This window comes from Oleomonas cavernae (genome assembly GCF_003590945.1).
Lineage (GTDB): Bacteria > Pseudomonadota > Alphaproteobacteria > Zavarziniales > Zavarziniaceae > Zavarzinia > Zavarzinia cavernae.
In genome coordinates this window covers 1,287,126-1,304,049 of the sequence record NZ_QYUK01000011.1, presented here as the reverse complement: position 1 = coordinate 1,304,049, position 16,924 = coordinate 1,287,126, and the positions used below count along the sequence as shown (strand labels likewise).

The following is a 16,924-nucleotide window of genomic DNA, read 5'->3' as shown; positions in this document are numbered from 1 at the left end:
GGCACCTGGACTTTCCATGATGCCCGACCCCATATCACACTTCCCGTCCGGCGCCGGTTCGCGTGCGTGAGGCCCCATGTCGTCCAAGTTCATTTCCGTCCGCGGCGCCCGTGAGCACAATCTCAAGAACGTCGACGTCGACATTCCGCGCGACCGCCTGGTGGTGATCACCGGCCTGTCGGGCTCGGGCAAGTCGTCGCTGGCCTTCGACACCATCTATGCCGAAGGCCAGCGGCGCTATGTCGAAAGCCTGTCGGCCTATGCCCGGCAGTTCCTGGAACTGATGCAGAAGCCCGATGTCGATCACATCGAGGGCCTGTCGCCGGCGATCTCGATCGAACAGAAGACGACCTCGCGCAACCCGCGCTCGACCGTGGGTACGGTGACCGAGATCTACGATTATCTGCGCCTGCTCTATGCCCGCATCGGCGTGCCCTACTCGCCCGCCACCGGCCTGCCGATCGAAAGCCAGACCGTGAGCCAGATGGTCGACCGGGTGATGAGCCTGGCCGAGGGCACCCGCCTCTACCTGCTGGCGCCCTTCGTGCGCGGCCGCAAGGGGGAATACCGCAAGGAACTGGCCGACCTGCAGAAGCGCGGGTTCCAGCGGGTGAAGATCGACGGCACCCTGTACGAGATCGCCGACGCCCCGACCTTGAACAAGAAGGTGAAGCACGACATCGACGTGGTGGTCGACCGCGTGGTGGTAAGAGGCAATATTTCCCAGCGCTTGGCCGATAGTTTTGAGACGGCGCTTGAACTGGCGGACGGCATTGCCGTGGCCGAGAATGCCGACAATGGCGAGCGCACGATCTTCAGCCAGAAGTTCGCCTGCCCCGTCTCGGGCTTCACCATCGACGAGATCGAGCCCCGGCTGTTCTCCTTCAACAACCCCTTCGGCGCCTGCCCGGTGTGCGACGGACTGGGCACCAAGCTCTATTTCGATCCGGCCCTGGTGGTGCCTGACGAGAACCTGAGCCTGGCGCGCGGCGCCATCGTGCCCTGGGCCAAGACCACCTCGGCGTTTTTCCACCAGACCCTGGACAGCTTGGCCAAGGCCTTCAAGTTCAGCCTGAACAAGCCGTGGCGCGAATTGCCGGAGAAGGTGCGCGACCTGCTCCTCAACGGCTCGGGCCGCGAAGCCATCACCATGACCTACGAGGACGGCAGCCGGCGGTTCCAGACGACCAAACCGTTCGAGGGCGTGCTGCCCAATCTGCAGCGGCGCTGGAAGGAAACCGAGAGCGACTGGATGCGCGAGGAACTCGCCGCCTATCAGTCGGCGTCGGAATGCGAGGCCTGCCATGGCCACCGCCTGAAGCCCGAAGCGCTGGCGGTGAAGATCGGCGGCCTGCATGTGGGCGAAGTGACCGAGAAATCGATCGCCGACGCCGCCAAGTGGTTCCTGGCCCTGGGCGACAAGCTGACGCCCAAGCAGGCGGAGATCGCCGCGCGGATTCTGAAGGAAATCAACGAGCGGCTGGGCTTCCTGGTCAATGTCGGCCTCGACTACCTGACCATGGCGCGGGCCTCGGGCACCCTGTCGGGCGGCGAGAGCCAGCGTATTCGCCTCGCCTCGCAAATCGGCTCAGGGTTGACTGGCGTGCTCTATGTCCTGGACGAGCCGTCGATCGGCCTGCACCAGCGCGACAACGACCGCCTGATCGAGACCCTGAAGCGCCTGCGCGACTTAGGGAATACGGTCATCGTGGTCGAGCATGACGAGGATGCCATCCGCACCGCCGACCATGTCATCGACATGGGGCCGGCGGCCGGCGTGCATGGCGGCGAGATCGTCGCCGAGGGGACGCCGGCCCAGATCATGGCCGATCCCAAGAGCCTGACCGGCCAATACCTGTCGGGCGTGCGCTCGGTCCCCATCCCGCCCCTGCGCCGGCCCTTCAACAAGAAGCGGGTGCTGACCGTCACCGGTGCCCGCGGCAACAATTTGCAGAACGTAACGACCAGCATTCCGCTGGGCACCTTCACCTGCGTCACCGGCGTCTCGGGCGGCGGCAAGTCGACCCTGGTGGTGGAAACCCTGTACAAGGGCTTGCACCGCCGCCTGAACGGTGCCCGCGAACTGGCGGCACCCCATGAGTCGATCGACGGCGTCGACCATATCGACAAGGTGATCGACATCGACCAGTCGCCGATCGGGCGCACGCCGCGCTCGAACCCGGCGACCTATACCGGCGCCTTCACGCCGATCCGCGACTGGTTCGCCGGCCTGCCTGAGGCGGAATCCCGCGGCTACAAGCCGGGGCGCTTCTCGTTCAACGTCAAGGGCGGGCGCTGCGAGGCCTGCCAGGGCGACGGCGTGATCAAGATCGAGATGCACTTCCTGCCCGACGTCTATGTCCAGTGCGACGTCTGCAAGGGCCGGCGCTACAACCGTGAAACCCTCGAGGTCATGTTCAAGGACAAGTCGATCGCCGACGTGCTGGACATGACGATCGAGGAAGGCTGCGACTTCTTCAAGGCGGTGCCCGCGGTGCGCGACAAGCTGGAAACGCTGAAACGCGTGGGCCTGGGCTACATCAAGGTGGGCCAGCAGGCCACCACGCTGTCGGGCGGCGAAGCCCAGCGGGTGAAGCTGGCCAAGGAACTGGCCAAGCGGGCCACCGGCCGCACCCTCTACATCCTCGACGAGCCGACCACCGGCCTGCATTTCGAGGATGTGCGCAAGCTGCTGGAAGTCCTACAGGCGCTGGTCGACACCGGCAACACCGTCCTGGTCATCGAGCACAATCTGGAGGTGATCAAGACCGCCGACTGGATCATCGATCTGGGCCCCGAAGGCGGCAACGGCGGCGGCGAGATCGTCGCCGAAGGCCCGCCCGAGGATGTGGTGCTGGAGCCGCGCAGCCACACCGGCCGTTACCTGGCCGAGATCCTGGCGCGCGAACGCAAGCCCAAGGCACGCAAGCGCGCCGCCGTCGCGGAGTGACGGCCATGGCGCCGTCGCAGTCCCTCGAAGCGGTAACACAGTTCTTTCAGCACCAAGGTTTGGATATCCGCCAAGCGCCACTCAAGGATTTCGTCAGTTGCTTGCTGGGTTTTTACGAGCGCGTCGAGTTCTCCAACCTGGCACCGGATGGCGGCGACATGCTGCTGCTCCAGTTCGGCACCTATGACTGGGGCGCTGGAACGCACTTCGAGTTCGATATCACGCGCCAATTCATCACGGCCGACGAGCAGGACGACGATGCAATCAGCCAACTGAATTGTAGCCTTCTCTATCGACCGACCCCGGCTTTGATGGCGGTTGGGGAAGGCGACAAATGGTGCAGTACACGCGCGGAACTAGGAACGTTCCAGGCGTTCATCGAGGCAAGCAGCGCCTATGCGGCGATCATTGGTGAACCTGTCTTTGACCGGCGCCTGGCTTGGTCACTCGTCTAGAGCCTGTTTCAAAATCGCCGGCCTGCGGGTATGCCGTGCGTCCTTCGACAGGCTCAGGATGAGGAGAATCTTTATGGCAAAAAGACTTTCCTCATGGTGAGCCTGTCGAACCACGCAAGATCATTGTCCGATACACCCCGTGCCACGAACCTAGACTTTTGGGAACAGGCCCCGGACACGCAAGCGCGCCGCCGTCGCCGAATAGTCAGGTATCGGTGCCCAGCAAGGGCGTGCGCCGGCTCCGCGCCTGCAGGTCGGCGCCGTAGAGGGCGATGAGATGCTTGAATTCATCGAGCATGGCGCGGGCGGCCTGGGGCTCGCGCATGGCGGCCCAGCGGGCGATGGTGTCGCTCATGTGGATCATCATCTCGACCGCGGTCGCCAGCCGGGCGCGCGAAATTTCCGGCACGATCGGCTGCAGCACGTCGCAGACCTGGGCCGCGTTCTTGACCACCTCGGCCAGGTTGGAGGGCCGCAGGTCGCGGTCCATCAGCAGGTCGGTCCAGACATCGCGGGTCGTGCCGTCGGCGACGAAGACCTCGAAATAGCTCTCGAACGCCTTTTGCAGCATATGCACGGCATCGTCGAAGCTGGCGATCTCGCGCAGGGCGAACAGGAAGATGTCGTTGTTGGCGCCGCGATAGCGTTGGGCCAGTGCCAGTTTCAGCGCCACAGGGTCGGGAAAGGCCGCCTGGGCCTGGTCCAGCGGCACGTCGGCCTGCGCCGCCACCGCCTCGATGGTCGTCTGCGGCAAGCCTTTGGCACGCACCAAATCCTCGGCAGCCTGAAGCAGCCGATCTCGTACATCGGTCCTGTAAGTCACGCCAGCCCGGTCCGGTTTTGCCCTATTGTGCGCCGACACTAGCACGAGCGGCCTGCCGACGCCGAAAAAATCCCGGAAACCACGGCCGGCATCAGACAATGGAAACGGGGAGACCTCCATGCTCGCATCGCGCGCAATCACCGTACAGATCGGCCGGCCCTGGCGCGACGTCTACGCCTTCCTGGCCGCGCCGGAGAATTTCCCGCGCTGGGCGGCCGGCCTCGGCGCCCTGGAACGCGACGGCGCGCAGTGGCTGACCCGGACGGCAGACGGCGTGATGGCGGTGCGCTTCACGCCGCCCAACGCCTTCGGCGTGGTCGACCACTGGGTGACGCCGCCGGCCGGCGACGAGATCTACATTCCCCTGCGCGTCATCGCCAATGGCGAGGGTGCGGAAGTCGTCTTCATCCTCTACCGCCTGCCCGCGATGACCGATGACGACCATGCCCGCGATGCCGCGCTGGTCACCCGGGACCTGGCCGCCCTCAAAGCCCTGCTGGAGGGTTAGGCCCGCACGCCGCCGGGCGCCTGCGGTCCCGGATTTCGGGCAGTACAGCGGCACATTGTGGTTACACGCGATCCACCCACGAGCGTCATCCCGGACTTGATCCGGGATCCATGCTGATGACAGGCCGGGTCGTGAGGTTGGAAGCGGTCAATCCGCCGCTGTCGACAGGTCCCGCAGGTAGAGCGCGATCAGGTGCTTGAACTCGCCCAACATGGCCTGGCCGATGCTCTCGTCCTCCAGGCTGATGGAGCGCACCAGGCCCTCGCTCATGTGCACCATGGTCTCGGTCGCCAGCATCAGGCGCTGCGCGCTCAGATGCGGGAACAGGTGCTTGATGGCGTTGACGATGATCGCGGCCGAGCGCCTGGTCGCGGCGTGGTTGACCTGCTGCAGTTCCCGGTCGGCCAGCAGGCCGAACCAGACGTCGCGAAAGGCCGGATCACGCCAGTTGGTCTCATAGGACTGGTCGAGGCCGGCCCACAGCTTGCGCCGCGCGTCCTCGACCGTCTTGATGTTGCGCATGGTGCCTTCCATCAGGCGTCGGTTCTGCTCCATATAGCGCTCGGCCAGCGCCCGCAGGATCGCGCCGCGATCGGCGAAGAACTGATAGATCGAGCCGATGGGCACGCCGGCGGCCACCGCGATCTCGCTCATCTTCAGGGCATCGGCACCCTTCTCGCGGATCAGCAGTTGCGCGGCGTCGATGATCATCTCGACCCGCTTGCGGCCGCGCGCCTGCACCGGGCGGCGGCGCGGCGCCCCGGCGGGGGCAATGGTGGTGGCGCGGTCGCCACTGTCTTGACCTTGGAGCGCGGCATCTATATCACCAAATATGACATAAACTCATATAACAACGCACAGGGGAAACACCATGCAGGTCTCGGACTATCTCAAGCACGACGGCCTGGGGCTGGCTGGCCTGGTCAAGACCAAGCAGGTTACCCCGCTCGAACTGCTCGAGACCGCCATCGCCCTGGTGGAAAAGCACAACCCGAGCCTGAACGGCGTCGTCCAGAAAGCCTACGACATGGCCCGCCAGGCAGCCCGGGACGGTTTGCCCGATGGCCCCTTTGCCGGCGTGCCCTTCCTGCTGAAAGACATCAACGCCCAGTGCGTCGGCCTTTCCACCCGCCAGGCGTCGCGCCTGTTCGAGGGAATCGAAGACGATCACGACAGTGAATTGACCCTGCGCTACAAACGCGCCGGGCTCAACATCTTCGGCAAGACCAATGCGCCCGAATTCGGCATCCTGCCGACCACCGAGTCGCTGTTCTACGGCCCGGCCCGCAACCCCTGGAATACCGGGCATTCGACCGGCGGCTCGTCCGGCGGTTCCGCCGCCATGGTGGCGGCCGGCTGCTTGCCCCTGGCCCATGCCAACGACGGCGGCGGCTCGATCCGCATTCCCGCCGCCGCCTGCGGCCTGGTGGGCCTGAAGCCGACCCGCGCCCGCAACCCGCTGGGCCCGGACCTGGGCGATGCCCTGGGCGGCCTGGTCTGCGATCATGTGGTGAGCCGTAGCGTGCGCGATACCGCCGCGGCGCTCGACGCCACCGCCGGCCCCGACATCGGCGACCCCTATTGGGCGCCGCCGCCCAAGCGGCCCTACATGGACGAGTTGAAGGGTGTCGGACGGCCCCTGAAGGTCGCCGTCGCCACCAGCGATTTCATGGGCCGGCCCCTGCACGACGACTGCGTGGCCGCGGTGAACAAGACCGCCAAGGCCCTGGAAGCCGCCGGCCATCACATCGCGGGCGACATGCCCGCCGCCCCGGCCGACCTGGTGACCGGCGCCTTCATGACCCTGTGGACCGCCGGCATGGCCGCGATCACCAAGGGTGCAGCCATGCTGGGCGGCCGCGCGGCCGGCCCCGACACGCTGGAGCCGATGACCCTGGCCCTGGTCGAGCACGCCAGCAAGACCACGGCGGCTGACTATGTGGTCGCCCAGGTCATGCTGCAGCGGATCTCGCGCTTCATCGCCCAGTTCTTCGAGACGGTCGACGTCCTGGTCACCACCACCCTGACCCGCCCGCCGGTGGCATTGGGCTATTTCGACGTGACCTCGCCCGACTGGGCCGGGACCCTGGGCAAGGCCGGCGACTATGTGAACACGCCGGTGTTCAACTTCACCGGCCAGCCCGCCATCAGCCTGCCCCTGCACCAGAGCGCCGACGGCCTGCCGGTGGGCGTGCAGATCGTCGGCCGCTTCGGCGACGAGGGCACCCTGATCGCCCTGGCCGCCGATCTGGAACGCGCCCTCCCCTGGGCCGACCGCAAGCCCGCGGTCTGGGGCTGACGCAGCCGTCACAAATCGGTATAGGGAGGGGCATGACCAATGCCCCTCTCTCTCCCGTTCACGTCATCGGCGGCGGCCTTGCCGGCTCGGAAGCCGCCTGGCAGATCAGCCGCCAGGGCGTGCCCGTCGTCCTGCACGAGATGCGCCCGGTGCGCGGCACCGATGCCCATTCGACCGACGGCCTGGCCGAGCTCGTCTGCTCCAACTCCTTCCGCTCGGACGATGCGGTCTCCAATGCCGTCGGCCTGCTGCACGAGGAAATGCGCCGCGCCGGCAGCCTGATCATGCGCGCCGCCGATGCCCACAAGGTGCCGGCGGGCGGCGCCCTGGCGGTCGACCGCGACGGTTTCTCCCAGGCCGTCGAGGCGGCGTTGAAAGCGCAGCCGCTGGTCGAGATCCGGCGCGAGGAAGTCGCCGGCCTGCCGCCCGCAGACTGGGCCAATGTGGTGGTCGCCACCGGCCCCCTGACCTCGCCCGCCCTGGCCGAGGCGATCCGGGCCTTCACCGGCGAGGACAGCTTGTCCTTCTTCGACGCGATCGCCCCGATCGTGCACAGGGACAGCATCGACATGGCGCGCGCCTGGTATCAGTCGCGTTACGACAAGGGCGATGGCGCCGACTACATCAACTGCGCCATGGACCGCGACCAGTACTATGCCTTCATTGATGCCCTGCTGACCGGCGAGAAGACCGATTTCAAGCAGTGGGAAAAGGACACGCCCTATTTCGAGGGTTGCCTGCCGATCGAGGTGATGGCCGAACGCGGGCCCGACACCCTGTCCTTCGGCCCGATGAAGCCGGTCGGCCTGACCGACCCGCACACCGGCCGGCGTCCCTTCGCCGTGGTGCAACTGCGCCAGGACAATGCCCTGGGCACGCTCTACAATCTGGTCGGCTTCCAGACCAAGCTGAAACACGCCGAACAGACCCGCGTCTTCCGCACCATTCCGGGGCTGGAGAATGCCGTCTTCGCCCGCCTGGGCGGCCTGCACCGCAACACCTTCATCAACAGCCCGCGCCTGCTGGACGGGACCCTGCGCTTGAAGGCCCGGCCCGCCTTGCGCTTTGCCGGCCAGGTCACCGGCGTCGAGGGTTACGTCGAAAGCTCGGCCATGGGCCTGATCGCCGGGCGCTTTGCCGCCGCGGATGCCCTGGGCCTGCCGCTGTCGCCGCCGCCCGCCACCACCGCCCTGGGCGCCCTGCTGAACCACGTCACCGGCGGCGCGGATGCCAAGACCTTCCAGCCGATGAACGTCAACTTCGGCCTGTTTCCGCCGCTCGTGGGCAAGGTCCGCAAGGGCGATCGCAAGTCGGGCATGTCGGCCCGCGCCCTCAGCGACCTTGGTGCCTGGCTGGGCGAGCCTGCGGCAGCGGCTGAGTAGCGGCCTCGAGGAAGTCGGCGATGTGTCTCGCCACTTCCGCCGGGCGCTCTTCATGGGCCAGAAAACCCGCCTGTTCGACTGCGATGAAGGCATGACAGCACGGGGCCTCCCGGGCGACCCGCTCGGCCATCCTGCGGGGGAAGATCGTGTCCCGGGCACCCCAGACGAACAGGACCGGTGCCTCGATGCGCCGGTGAAGGTCGGCCAGTTCGTCGACCAGGGCGAAGTCGATACCACACAGATAGCCGGCAAGACCGCCGAAGCGCCGATCGTCGGCCAGCCAGAAGCCGACGAACAGCCGGCGGAACTCGGCATCCAGCAAGGTCTTGTCGACAAAGCAGCCGCCCAGGGCAAGCCGCGCAAAGCCTGGCATCGCCATCACCCGCTTCATGACCCGCCGGCCGGGCCTGCTGCGCATGAGCTTCTGCAGCGGCGGGATCATCCAAGGCCGATGGCCCGGGCATTCGCTGTCCAGCACCACGACACGGTCGACACGGGCGCCATCCTCGGCGGCCAGGAACCGCGCCACCGTCCCGCCGGTGTCGTGGCCGACAACGCTGTAGCGCTCGAACCCCAGGTGGTCGGCCAAGGCCCTGACCCGGCCGGCGTGGGCGCGGAAACCGAAATCCGTATCGGGCAGCCAGCCGGATTCTCCCATGCCGGCAGCATCCAGCGCATAGCAGGTGAAGCGATCGGCCAGCAGCGGGATCAACTTGCGGAAGCTGGCCTTGTGAAAGGGCCAGCCGTGCAGCAGCATTACTGGGGGTCCCTGCCCGGCCACCATATAGGCGAGGTCCACACCCCGATGGGTAAAGCTCTTGGTTGGGAACATGGGCAGCCTCGCGATCGGGAACCAGCCGCCATGGTGGCGCGGCCCCGGGCCGACGCAATTACCGCCCAGGTAAGCCCAAGCCCGGTTTTTGTTGTAGTGTTTAATTCTTTGATTTAAATACGTCGTCAAAATATGCCGACAACGGGACGAACCAGGAAAAGGGATACGCTTCATGAGTCTTCCGCCGCTGCTCGCAAAGGGCCTGCGCCTGCCGGTCATCGCCTCGCCGATGTTCATCGTCTCGGGCCCCGACCTGGTCATCGCCCAGTGCAAGGCCGGCATCGTCGGCTCGTTCCCAGCGCTCAATGCGCGGCCGGCCGCCCTGCTCGACGAATGGCTGCACCGCATCACCGAGGAACTGGCGGCCTGGACCCGCGACAACCCCGACCGACCGGCAGCCCCCTTCGCCGTCAACCAGATCGTGCACAAGAGCAACGACCGCCTGGAGCACGACCTGGAAGCCTGCGTGAAATGGAAGGTGCCCCTGGTCATCACCTCGCTGGGCGCGCGTGAGGACGTGAACCAGGTGGTGCAGTCCTATGGCGGCATCACCCTGCACGACATCATCGACAACCGCTATGCCCGCAAGGCGGTGGAAAAGGGCGCCGACGGCCTGATCGCGGTCGCGGCCGGGGCCGGCGGCCATGCCGGTCGCCTGTCGCCCTTCGCCCTGGTGCAGGAAATCCGCGAATGGTTCGACGGGCCGCTGATCCTGTCGGGCGCGATCGCCCATGGCGCCGCCGTGCTGGCGACCCGGGCCATGGGGGCCGACCTCGCCTATATCGGCTCGGCCTTCATCGCGACGCAGGAAGCCAATGCAGATGCGGCCTACAAGCAGTCGATCGTCGACTGCAGCGCGGCCGACATCGTCTATTCGAGCCTGTTCACCGGCGTACACGGCAATTACCTGCGCCCCTCGATCGTGAACGCCGGCCTCGACCCCGACAACCTGCCCGACGGCAATGCCGCGGGCATGAGCTTTGGTTCCGGCGGCTCGTCCGCCTCCAAGGCCTGGCGCGACATCTGGGGCAGCGGCCAGGGCATCGGCGCGGTCAAGGCGGTGACCTCGGTCGCGGCCTTTGTCGACCGGCTCGAAGCGGAATACCGGACGGCGTCGAAAGCGCTTTCCTCCTCATCGGCGGCCGCCTGATTCTGCGCGGTACCAGGTGGCAGCCGGGGCGACGCAGCAATGCGTCGCCCAAGCCGTTTTTCAGTGGAGGGTGGCGTTGAGCGAGCAAACGATGCGCGCCGTTTGGTGCGAGGACTTCGGCCCGATCGAGGCGATGACGATCCAGACCGTCCCGCGGCCGGCACCTGGTGCCGGCGAGGTGCTGATCAAGGTACGGGCGGCCGGCATCGGCTTCGTCGACCTGCTGATCGCCTCGGGCCGCTATCAGGTGAAGCCGCCCCTGCCCTTTGCCCCCGGCTCGGAATACGCGGGCGAGATCGTCGGCCTGGGCGAGGGTGTCACCGCTGTCTCGGTCGGCCAGCGAGTGATCGGCTGGGGCTTCACCGGCGCTTTCGCGGAGTACGCCGTGGCACCGGCGGCCGGTTTGACCGTCATCCCCGACAGCCTGTCGGACGCCGATGCCGCCGGCTTCCGGGTGAACTACGGCACCGCCTATCACGGCCTGGTCGACCGCGGCCGGGCGCAGGCGGGCGAGACCTTGCTGGTGCTGGGCGCCGGTGGGGCGCTGGGCTCCGCCGCCGTGCAGGTCGGCAAGGCGCTGGGCCTCACGGTCATCGCCGCCGCCTCCTCGGCCGACAAGCGCGACTATGCCCTGTCGCTGGGCGCCGATGCCGCCGTCGACTACACCGCCCCCAACTGGCGTGAGGCCTTGAAGGGCCTGACCGACAAGCTGGATCTGGTGTTCGATTCCGTCGGCGGCGCTTACGCCGAGCCGGCCTTCCGCAGCCTGGCCTGGGGCGGCCGCCACCTGGTGGTGGGCTTTGCCGCCGGCACCATCCCGGCCCTGCCCTTCAACCTGGCCCTGCTGAAGGGGGCCGACCTGGTGGGGGTCGACTATGCCCGCTTCGGCATCTTCCATCAGCCGGCCAAGAACCTGGCCAATACCAAGGTCCTGCTGGACTGGGTCGAGTCGGGCAAGTTGCAGCCGCTCCCAGGCAAGACCATCCCCTTCGCCGATTTCGCCTCGGCACTGGGCGCCGTCGCCGGCCGCTCGGCGGTGGGCCGGCTGGTGCTGGATCTGAGGCACGAGGCGTAACCTCACAGCCGTCATTCCGGCGAAGGCCGGAATCCATTCTGGGGCAGCGCGAGATGTCGCAATGGATTCCGGCCTTCGCCGGAATGACGGTTGAGTGTTGCGGCTAGATACGGCCGCGCTGGGCGGCCCAGGTGACCCGTGCCAGGCGGCGCAGGGGGCGCTCGGGCGGGGCGATGAAGGGATCGTGGCCGTTACGCGCCAGGTCTTTCAGCCAGCCCCGCGCAATGGTCACCGGCAACAGGGCCGGGATCGCCGTCCGGGGCAAATCGCGTGCCGCCTTTGCCGCAGCCTCCAGGTGATCGCGCGCCACCCCGGCCAGTTCGTCGACCAGGATCTTCAGCCCGGCGGCGGCCGGCCGGCGACCAACTCGTCGCTATCGACACCGTGGCGGGCCATGAGATCGGCCGGCAGGTACAGGCGCCGGCTGCCGGCATGGAACGGCAGGGCGCGCAGCAGGCCGGCCAGGGCGTAACCGATGCCGGCCGCGTGGGCCGCCTCGTGCGCCCCGTCGCGCACCCCCAGCACGGCCAGGGCCAGTTCGACCAGGCTGGCCGATGACCCGTCCAGATAGACATTGAGGCTGGCCAAGGTCGGCGGCGGCTGGTCGTCGAGGTCGAGCTCGCGGGCATCGATCAGGCGTTCGAACGTTACAAGCGGCAGGTCATGGGCGCGGATGGCCGCGGCCAGGGGGACCACGACCTCGTGCGCGCGGGGCATCTTGCCCAGGGCGATCTCGTCCAGGGCATCGCGCCACCATTGCAGGCGGATCTGGCCGATCATGGCGTCGGAGACGATTTCCCGCACCCGGGCCACTTCGAAATTGAAGGCATAGAGCGCGAAGAGCGCCTCGCGCCGGTCGGGCGGGGCGAACAGCGCGGTCAGGAAACGGTCGGGATCGCTGGTCCGCATGAACTCGCCAAGTGACACCGGCTCCGTCACGGCACGGGGATCAGGGCGGCGGCAACCCGGCGGCCTTCGGCGACCAGCACATTGAACGTCCGGCAGGCCGCCCCCGTATCCATGACATCGAAGCGGATGCCGGCCGCCTTCAGCGCCTCGCGCGCGGCCTTGGCCATCAGGGTCATCTTCGCACCGCTGCCGATCAGCACGAACTCGAAATCGTCGCGGGCGGCGATGATCGCGGCGACATCATCCGCCGTGGCCCGGGCGAGATCGACCGTGTTCCAGCCCGTGACCCCGCGCTGGGTGAGGAGCACCGCGCCCTGGTGCACGGTGCCCTCGATCCGGAAGGTGCCGGCGCCATAGCGTTCGATGCGGCGCGACGCCTGTTCGATTTCGCGCAGCGGCGCCATGGTGCTGGCCCGTCAGCTCTTGGCCGGGGTCGCCGCCCCGCGCTTGGTCGCCTCGCTGCCCTGGGCGGTGCCGCGGCGCAGGCGGCCCTCGCCTAGGAACAGCAGGATGGGTGCGGCGATGAAGATCGACGACGAAGTGCCGACCACGATGCCGAACAGGATCACCTGGGCAAAGCCCGACACGGCGGAACCACCGAAGATCGCCATGGGGGCCATGGCCAGGAAGGTGGTGACCGAGGTGAAGATGGTCCGGGTCAGGGTCGAGTTGATCGAGAGGTCGATCAGCTCGCGCAGCGGCATGGACTTGTACTTGCGCAGGTTCTCGCGCATGCGGTCATAGACCACGACCTTGTCGTTCATCGAGTAACCGATCAGGGTCAGGATGGCGGCGACGGCGGTCAGGTTGAACTCGATGCCGGTCAGGGCGAAGAAACCCACGGTCTTGGTGATATCCAGGATCAAGGTCACCACGGCGCCGACGCCGAATTGCCATTCGAAGCGCCACCAGATGTAGATCAGCATGATCGCGAAGGAGAGCACGACGGCCAGGATGCCGCTCTCGACCAATTGCCCCGAGACGCGCGGCCCGACCACCTCGACCCGGCGCAGGTTGGCACCCGGCGCGATCTCGCCCAGCTTGGCACGGACCTGCTCGACCGCCTTGTTCTGGGCATCTTCGCCACCCGCCTGGCGCGGCAGGCGTACCAGGACGTCAGACGGGCCACCGAATTCCTGCAGCGAGACTTCGCCCAGGTTCAGGGCATCGAGACCGCTGCGCATGGTGCCCAGGTCGGCCGGCCCCTGCGTGCGCACCTCGACGATGATGCCGCCCGAGAAATCGATGCCGTAGTGCAGGCCCGGCACGAAGAACATGATGATCGAGGCGGTCGACAGGAAGGCCGACACGGCAAGCCCGGCAAAGCGGCCGCGCATGAAGCGGATCGAGGTGTGTTCCGGGATCAGGCGGCGCAGGCCGAACAGGGCCTTGATCTCCAGGACCTTGCGCTTGGTCCACTTCAGCCAGTAGACCATGCCCACCCGCACCAGGGCGACGGCGGTGAACAGCGACAGGATGATGCCGATGCCCATGGCGATGGCAAAGCCGCGCACCGGCCCTTCGCCGAAGAAGAACAGCGTGGCGACGGCGAGCAGCGCGGTGACGTGGCTGTCGATGATGGTGGCGTAAGCGCGGTCGAAGCCCTGGTGCAGGGCGGCCATGGCGCTGCGCCCGAGCATGGTTTCCTCGCGGATGCGCTCGTTGATCAGGACGTTGGCATCGACCGCGATGCCGATCGACAGCACCAGGCCGGCGATGCCGGGCAGGGTCAGGGTCGCGCCCATCAGGGTCAGGATGGCGATGGTCAGCACGATATTGGCGATCAGCGCCACCACCGCGATGAAACCGGTCACCGAATAGAGCAGCAGCATGAAGGCGACGACCAGCACCGTCCCGATGAGGCCCGAGAGCTGGCCCGCCGCGATCGCGTCCGAACCCAGGTCAGGGCCGACGGTGCGTTCCTCGATCGGGGTCAGCGGTGCCGGCAGGGCGCCGGCACGTAGCAGGATGGCCAGGTCGTTGGCGGTCTGCGCCGTGAAGTTGCCGCTGATCTGGCCGGAGCCGCCCAGGATCGGCTCGTTGATCACAGGGGCCGAAATCACCTCGTCGTCCAGCACGATGGCGAAGCGCTGACCGACATTGTCCCGCGTCGCATCGGCGAAGCGCTTGGCGCCTTCGCTGTTGAAACGGAAGGTAACCACCCACCCGCCTCCCTGCGGATCGGACATGGCGCGGGCGTCGACCAGCATCTCGCCGGAGAGCAGCACCTTCTTGCGCACCGCGATCGGCAGGGGCTGGGCGGTGCCCCGCGGCTCGTCCATCAGGATCTCGGTCCCGGCGGGCGCCCGGCCGGTGGCAAGCTGCATCGGGTCCACGTTCTCGACCATGCGGAAGGTCATCTTCGCGGTCTTGCCCAGCAATTCCTTGATCCGCTGGGTATCCTGCACGCCGGGCAACTGGACCACGATCTGGTCGGCACCCTGGCGGGCGACGGTCGCCTCCGCGGTGCCGGTTTCGTCGATGCGCCGGCGGACGATCTCGAGGCTCTGGTTGATGGCGCCGGTAACCCGTTCCTGGATGCCGGCCTGGCTGAGCGTCAGGATCAGGCGATTGCCGTCGCTGGTCACGTCGATGTCGGGCACGCCGCCGCCCAGGACGCCGCCACCGACCGAGGTCGCCAGGTCGCGCAGGTGCTGACGGGCCTGTTCGAACTGCGCCGGGTCGGTGACCGTCACCGTGACGCTGTCGCCTGAAACGCCCAGCCCGGTATAGCGAATGCCGCCGCCGACCAGCGCCGTGCGGACCGAATCGACCAGCCCTTCGAGCCGGTCCTTGATCACCGTCCGGGTGTCGACTTCCAGCGCCATGTGCGCGCCGCCGCGGATGTCCAGGCCTAGGCTGATCTGCTTCTGCGGCACCCAGCTCGGCAGGCCGGCCAGGGTCTCCTTGGTGAACAGGTTCGGCGCGGCGAAAATCACCCCCAGGACAACGATGCCCATGTAGAGGAGGATCTTCCAACGGGGATACTGGATCATCTTGCGCGCCTGATTCTGTTCTATTTCGTCATCCCGGAAGCCGCGACGCGGCTATCCGGGACCTTGTGACCAGTGGTCTTTGAGCCTGGGCCACGCCAGGATCCCGGCCCTTCGGCCGGGACGGCGAGGCACCGAGGATTACTTGCCGGCGTCGTCGCCGACCGGCTGGCCCTTGGTGCGCACCTCGGTGACCGTGCTTTTCAGCATGCGGATGCGCACGCCCTCGGCCACTTCGAGGACGATTTCACCGTCCTGCACCTTGGCGACCTTGCCGATGATGCCGCTGCCGGCCACCACCACGTCACCGCGCCGCACCGCCTCGAGCAGGGCACGATGTTCCTTCATCCGCTTCTGCTGGGGCCGGATCATCAGGAAATAGAAGACGATGAAAATGAGAACCAGCGGAGCAAGCTGGATAAGGAGGTCTGCGCCACCGCCGGTGGCCCCACCGGCTGCTTGGGCATAGGCCGTCGAAATCAACATGGGATCGCCATTCTCTGCGTAAGATAGAAACGCGCGGACTATAGCGACACAGGGGGGAATGCAAATCGCAGGCTCCGCCCATTTTGCCCTCCATGCTAGCGTGCGCCGCCATGACCGACGACCGACTCATCACCCTGCTCGCCCGCATCGCCGACAGCCTGGACCGCCTGGCGCCCCAGGCCGCCGCCGGCGCCGACCCGACGGCCTTCGAGGCCTATGTCTGGCATGCCGATCCGCCCCGTCTCGAGGGGGTGCCGCAGGTTGCGCGGATCCCCATCGAGCTGTTGCGCGGGGTCGACCGGGTGCGCGACCTGCTGCTTGAAAATACACGGCAATTCGCCGCCGGCCTGCCGGCCAACAATGTCCTGCTGTGGGGCGCCCGCGGCATGGGCAAGAGCTCGCTGGTGAAGGCCGCCCATGCCGCCGTCGCCAAGGCCCACCCGGGCCGCATCGCCCTGGTCGAAATCCACCGCGAGGACCTCACCACCCTGCCGGAGCTGCTGCGCCGCTTGCGCGGGATCGAGCGGCGCTTCCTGCTGTTCTGCGACGACCTCTCCTTCGACAACAACGACACCAGCTACAAGTCGCTGAAAGCCGTGCTTGAAGGCGGGGTCGAGGGCCGGCCGGCCAATGTCCTGTTCTATGCCACCTCGAACCGGCGCCACCTCTTGTCGCGCGACATGATCGAGAACGAGCGTTCGACCGCGATCAACCCGGGCGAAGCGGTCGAGGAAAAGGTCTCCCTGTCCGACCGATTCGGCCTGTGGCTGGGCTTCCACGCCTGCCCGCAGGACGATTATCTGGCCATGGTCACCGGCTATGCCGGCCATTTCGACCTGAAGATCGAGCCCGAGCGCCTGCGCGCCGAGGCCATCGAATGGGCCATGACCCGCGGCAGCCGGTCGGGCCGCGTCGCCTGGCAATTCATCCAGGACCTGGCGGGGCGCCTGGGCCAGCCGCTGAAGGACTGAAGGGCATTTTTAAGGCAATCGAAGATGCCGCCTAATTTCTAATCAATTGCCCATCGGGCGCGCCGATTTTTGGGGCGCCCGTCCTTCTTCT

At 67.0% G+C, this 16,924-nt stretch carries 14 protein-coding genes and 1 pseudogene; 8 read left to right on the top strand and 7 right to left on the bottom strand.

Translation table 11 applies throughout. From position 1 onward, the window contains the following. The first annotated feature begins 76 nt into the window (after window positions 1–76). Window positions 77–2,950: an excinuclease ABC subunit UvrA gene (gene uvrA, locus D3874_RS09955; RefSeq protein WP_119777953.1), complete on the top strand. Its 2,874-nt coding sequence runs from the start codon at window positions 77–79 to the stop codon at window positions 2,948–2,950. 5 nt (window positions 2,951–2,955) lie between these two features. Further along, entirely contained in the window at window positions 2,956–3,405 is a 450-nt protein-coding gene (locus D3874_RS09950; protein WP_147385607.1) for a hypothetical protein, read from the top strand. A 205-nt stretch (window positions 3,406–3,610) separates the two neighbouring features. Here the strand turns inward: D3874_RS09950 and D3874_RS09945 are convergent, their stop codons facing one another. Continuing rightward, complete coding sequence (locus D3874_RS09945; protein ID WP_147385606.1) at window positions 3,611–4,174, bottom strand: hypothetical protein; 564 nt, start codon at window positions 4,172–4,174, stop codon at window positions 3,611–3,613. A gap of 172 nt (window positions 4,175–4,346) precedes the next feature. Between D3874_RS09945 and D3874_RS09940 the strand changes: the two genes are divergently transcribed. After that, the gene (locus D3874_RS09940; protein ID WP_119777950.1) at window positions 4,347–4,736 is read left to right on the top strand and encodes an SRPBCC family protein; all 390 of its coding nucleotides are present in this window, start codon (window positions 4,347–4,349) and stop codon (window positions 4,734–4,736) included. A 147-nt stretch (window positions 4,737–4,883) separates the two neighbouring features. Here the strand turns inward: D3874_RS09940 and D3874_RS09935 are convergent, their stop codons facing one another. Then, window positions 4,884–5,447: a TetR/AcrR family transcriptional regulator gene (locus tag D3874_RS09935; RefSeq protein ID WP_147385605.1), complete on the bottom strand. Its 564-nt coding sequence runs from the start codon at window positions 5,445–5,447 to the stop codon at window positions 4,884–4,886. A 160-nt stretch (window positions 5,448–5,607) separates the two neighbouring features. Between D3874_RS09935 and D3874_RS09930 the strand changes: the two genes are divergently transcribed. Together D3874_RS09930 and trmFO are read left to right on the top strand one after the other, a co-directional pair. Further along, window positions 5,608–7,035: an amidase gene (locus D3874_RS09930; protein WP_119777948.1), complete on the top strand. Its 1,428-nt coding sequence runs from the start codon at window positions 5,608–5,610 to the stop codon at window positions 7,033–7,035. A gap of 32 nt (window positions 7,036–7,067) precedes the next feature. Further along, window positions 7,068–8,417 carry a methylenetetrahydrofolate--tRNA-(uracil(54)-C(5))-methyltransferase (FADH(2)-oxidizing) TrmFO gene (gene trmFO / locus D3874_RS09925; RefSeq protein ID WP_119777947.1) on the top strand — a complete coding sequence of 450 codons (1,350 nt, stop codon included), beginning with the start codon at window positions 7,068–7,070 and terminating at the stop codon, window positions 8,415–8,417. Here the strand turns inward: trmFO and D3874_RS09920 are convergent. Continuing rightward, complete coding sequence (locus D3874_RS09920) at window positions 8,368–9,249, bottom strand: alpha/beta fold hydrolase (protein ID WP_158595922.1); 882 nt, start codon at window positions 9,247–9,249, stop codon at window positions 8,368–8,370. The two genes, trmFO and D3874_RS09920, sit on opposite strands and share 50 nt — an antisense overlap. A gap of 172 nt (window positions 9,250–9,421) precedes the next feature. On the opposite strand from D3874_RS09920, the gene D3874_RS09915 reads away from it, so the two are divergent. Further along, on the top strand, window positions 9,422–10,399 hold the full coding sequence (locus D3874_RS09915) for an NAD(P)H-dependent flavin oxidoreductase (RefSeq protein WP_119777946.1): 978 nt from the start codon (window positions 9,422–9,424) through the stop codon (window positions 10,397–10,399). Between the two features lie 76 nt (window positions 10,400–10,475). Then, window positions 10,476–11,474 (top strand): NADPH:quinone oxidoreductase family protein, encoded by a 999-nt coding sequence (locus D3874_RS09910; protein ID WP_233559897.1) that lies wholly within the window; start codon window positions 10,476–10,478, stop codon window positions 11,472–11,474. 103 nt (window positions 11,475–11,577) lie between these two features. Here the strand turns inward: D3874_RS09910 and D3874_RS09905 are convergent. The 4 genes and pseudogenes from D3874_RS09905 to yajC all read right to left on the bottom strand — a co-directional run bounded on the left by D3874_RS09905 (window position 11,578) and on the right by yajC (window position 15,862). Beyond that, window positions 11,578–12,383: pseudogene (locus D3874_RS09905) on the bottom strand (phytoene/squalene synthase family protein). Between the two features lie 26 nt (window positions 12,384–12,409). Then, on the bottom strand, window positions 12,410–12,787 hold the full coding sequence (locus D3874_RS09900) for an Mth938-like domain-containing protein (protein ID WP_119777944.1): 378 nt from the start codon (window positions 12,785–12,787) through the stop codon (window positions 12,410–12,412). A gap of 12 nt (window positions 12,788–12,799) precedes the next feature. Beyond that, window positions 12,800–15,379 carry a protein translocase subunit SecD gene (gene secD, locus D3874_RS09895; protein WP_119777943.1) on the bottom strand — a complete coding sequence of 860 codons (2,580 nt, stop codon included), beginning with the start codon at window positions 15,377–15,379 and terminating at the stop codon, window positions 12,800–12,802. Window positions 15,380–15,517: 138 nt separating this feature from the next. Beyond that, complete coding sequence (gene yajC / locus D3874_RS09890) at window positions 15,518–15,862, bottom strand: preprotein translocase subunit YajC (protein ID WP_119777942.1); 345 nt, start codon at window positions 15,860–15,862, stop codon at window positions 15,518–15,520. A 110-nt stretch (window positions 15,863–15,972) separates the two neighbouring features. Here yajC and D3874_RS09885 point away from each other — a divergent pair, with 110 nt between their 5' ends. After that, a complete protein-coding gene (locus D3874_RS09885) occupies window positions 15,973–16,833 on the top strand; it encodes an ATP-binding protein (protein ID WP_119777941.1) in 861 nt (286 codons plus the stop codon). Window positions 16,834–16,924 lie beyond the last annotated feature (91 nt).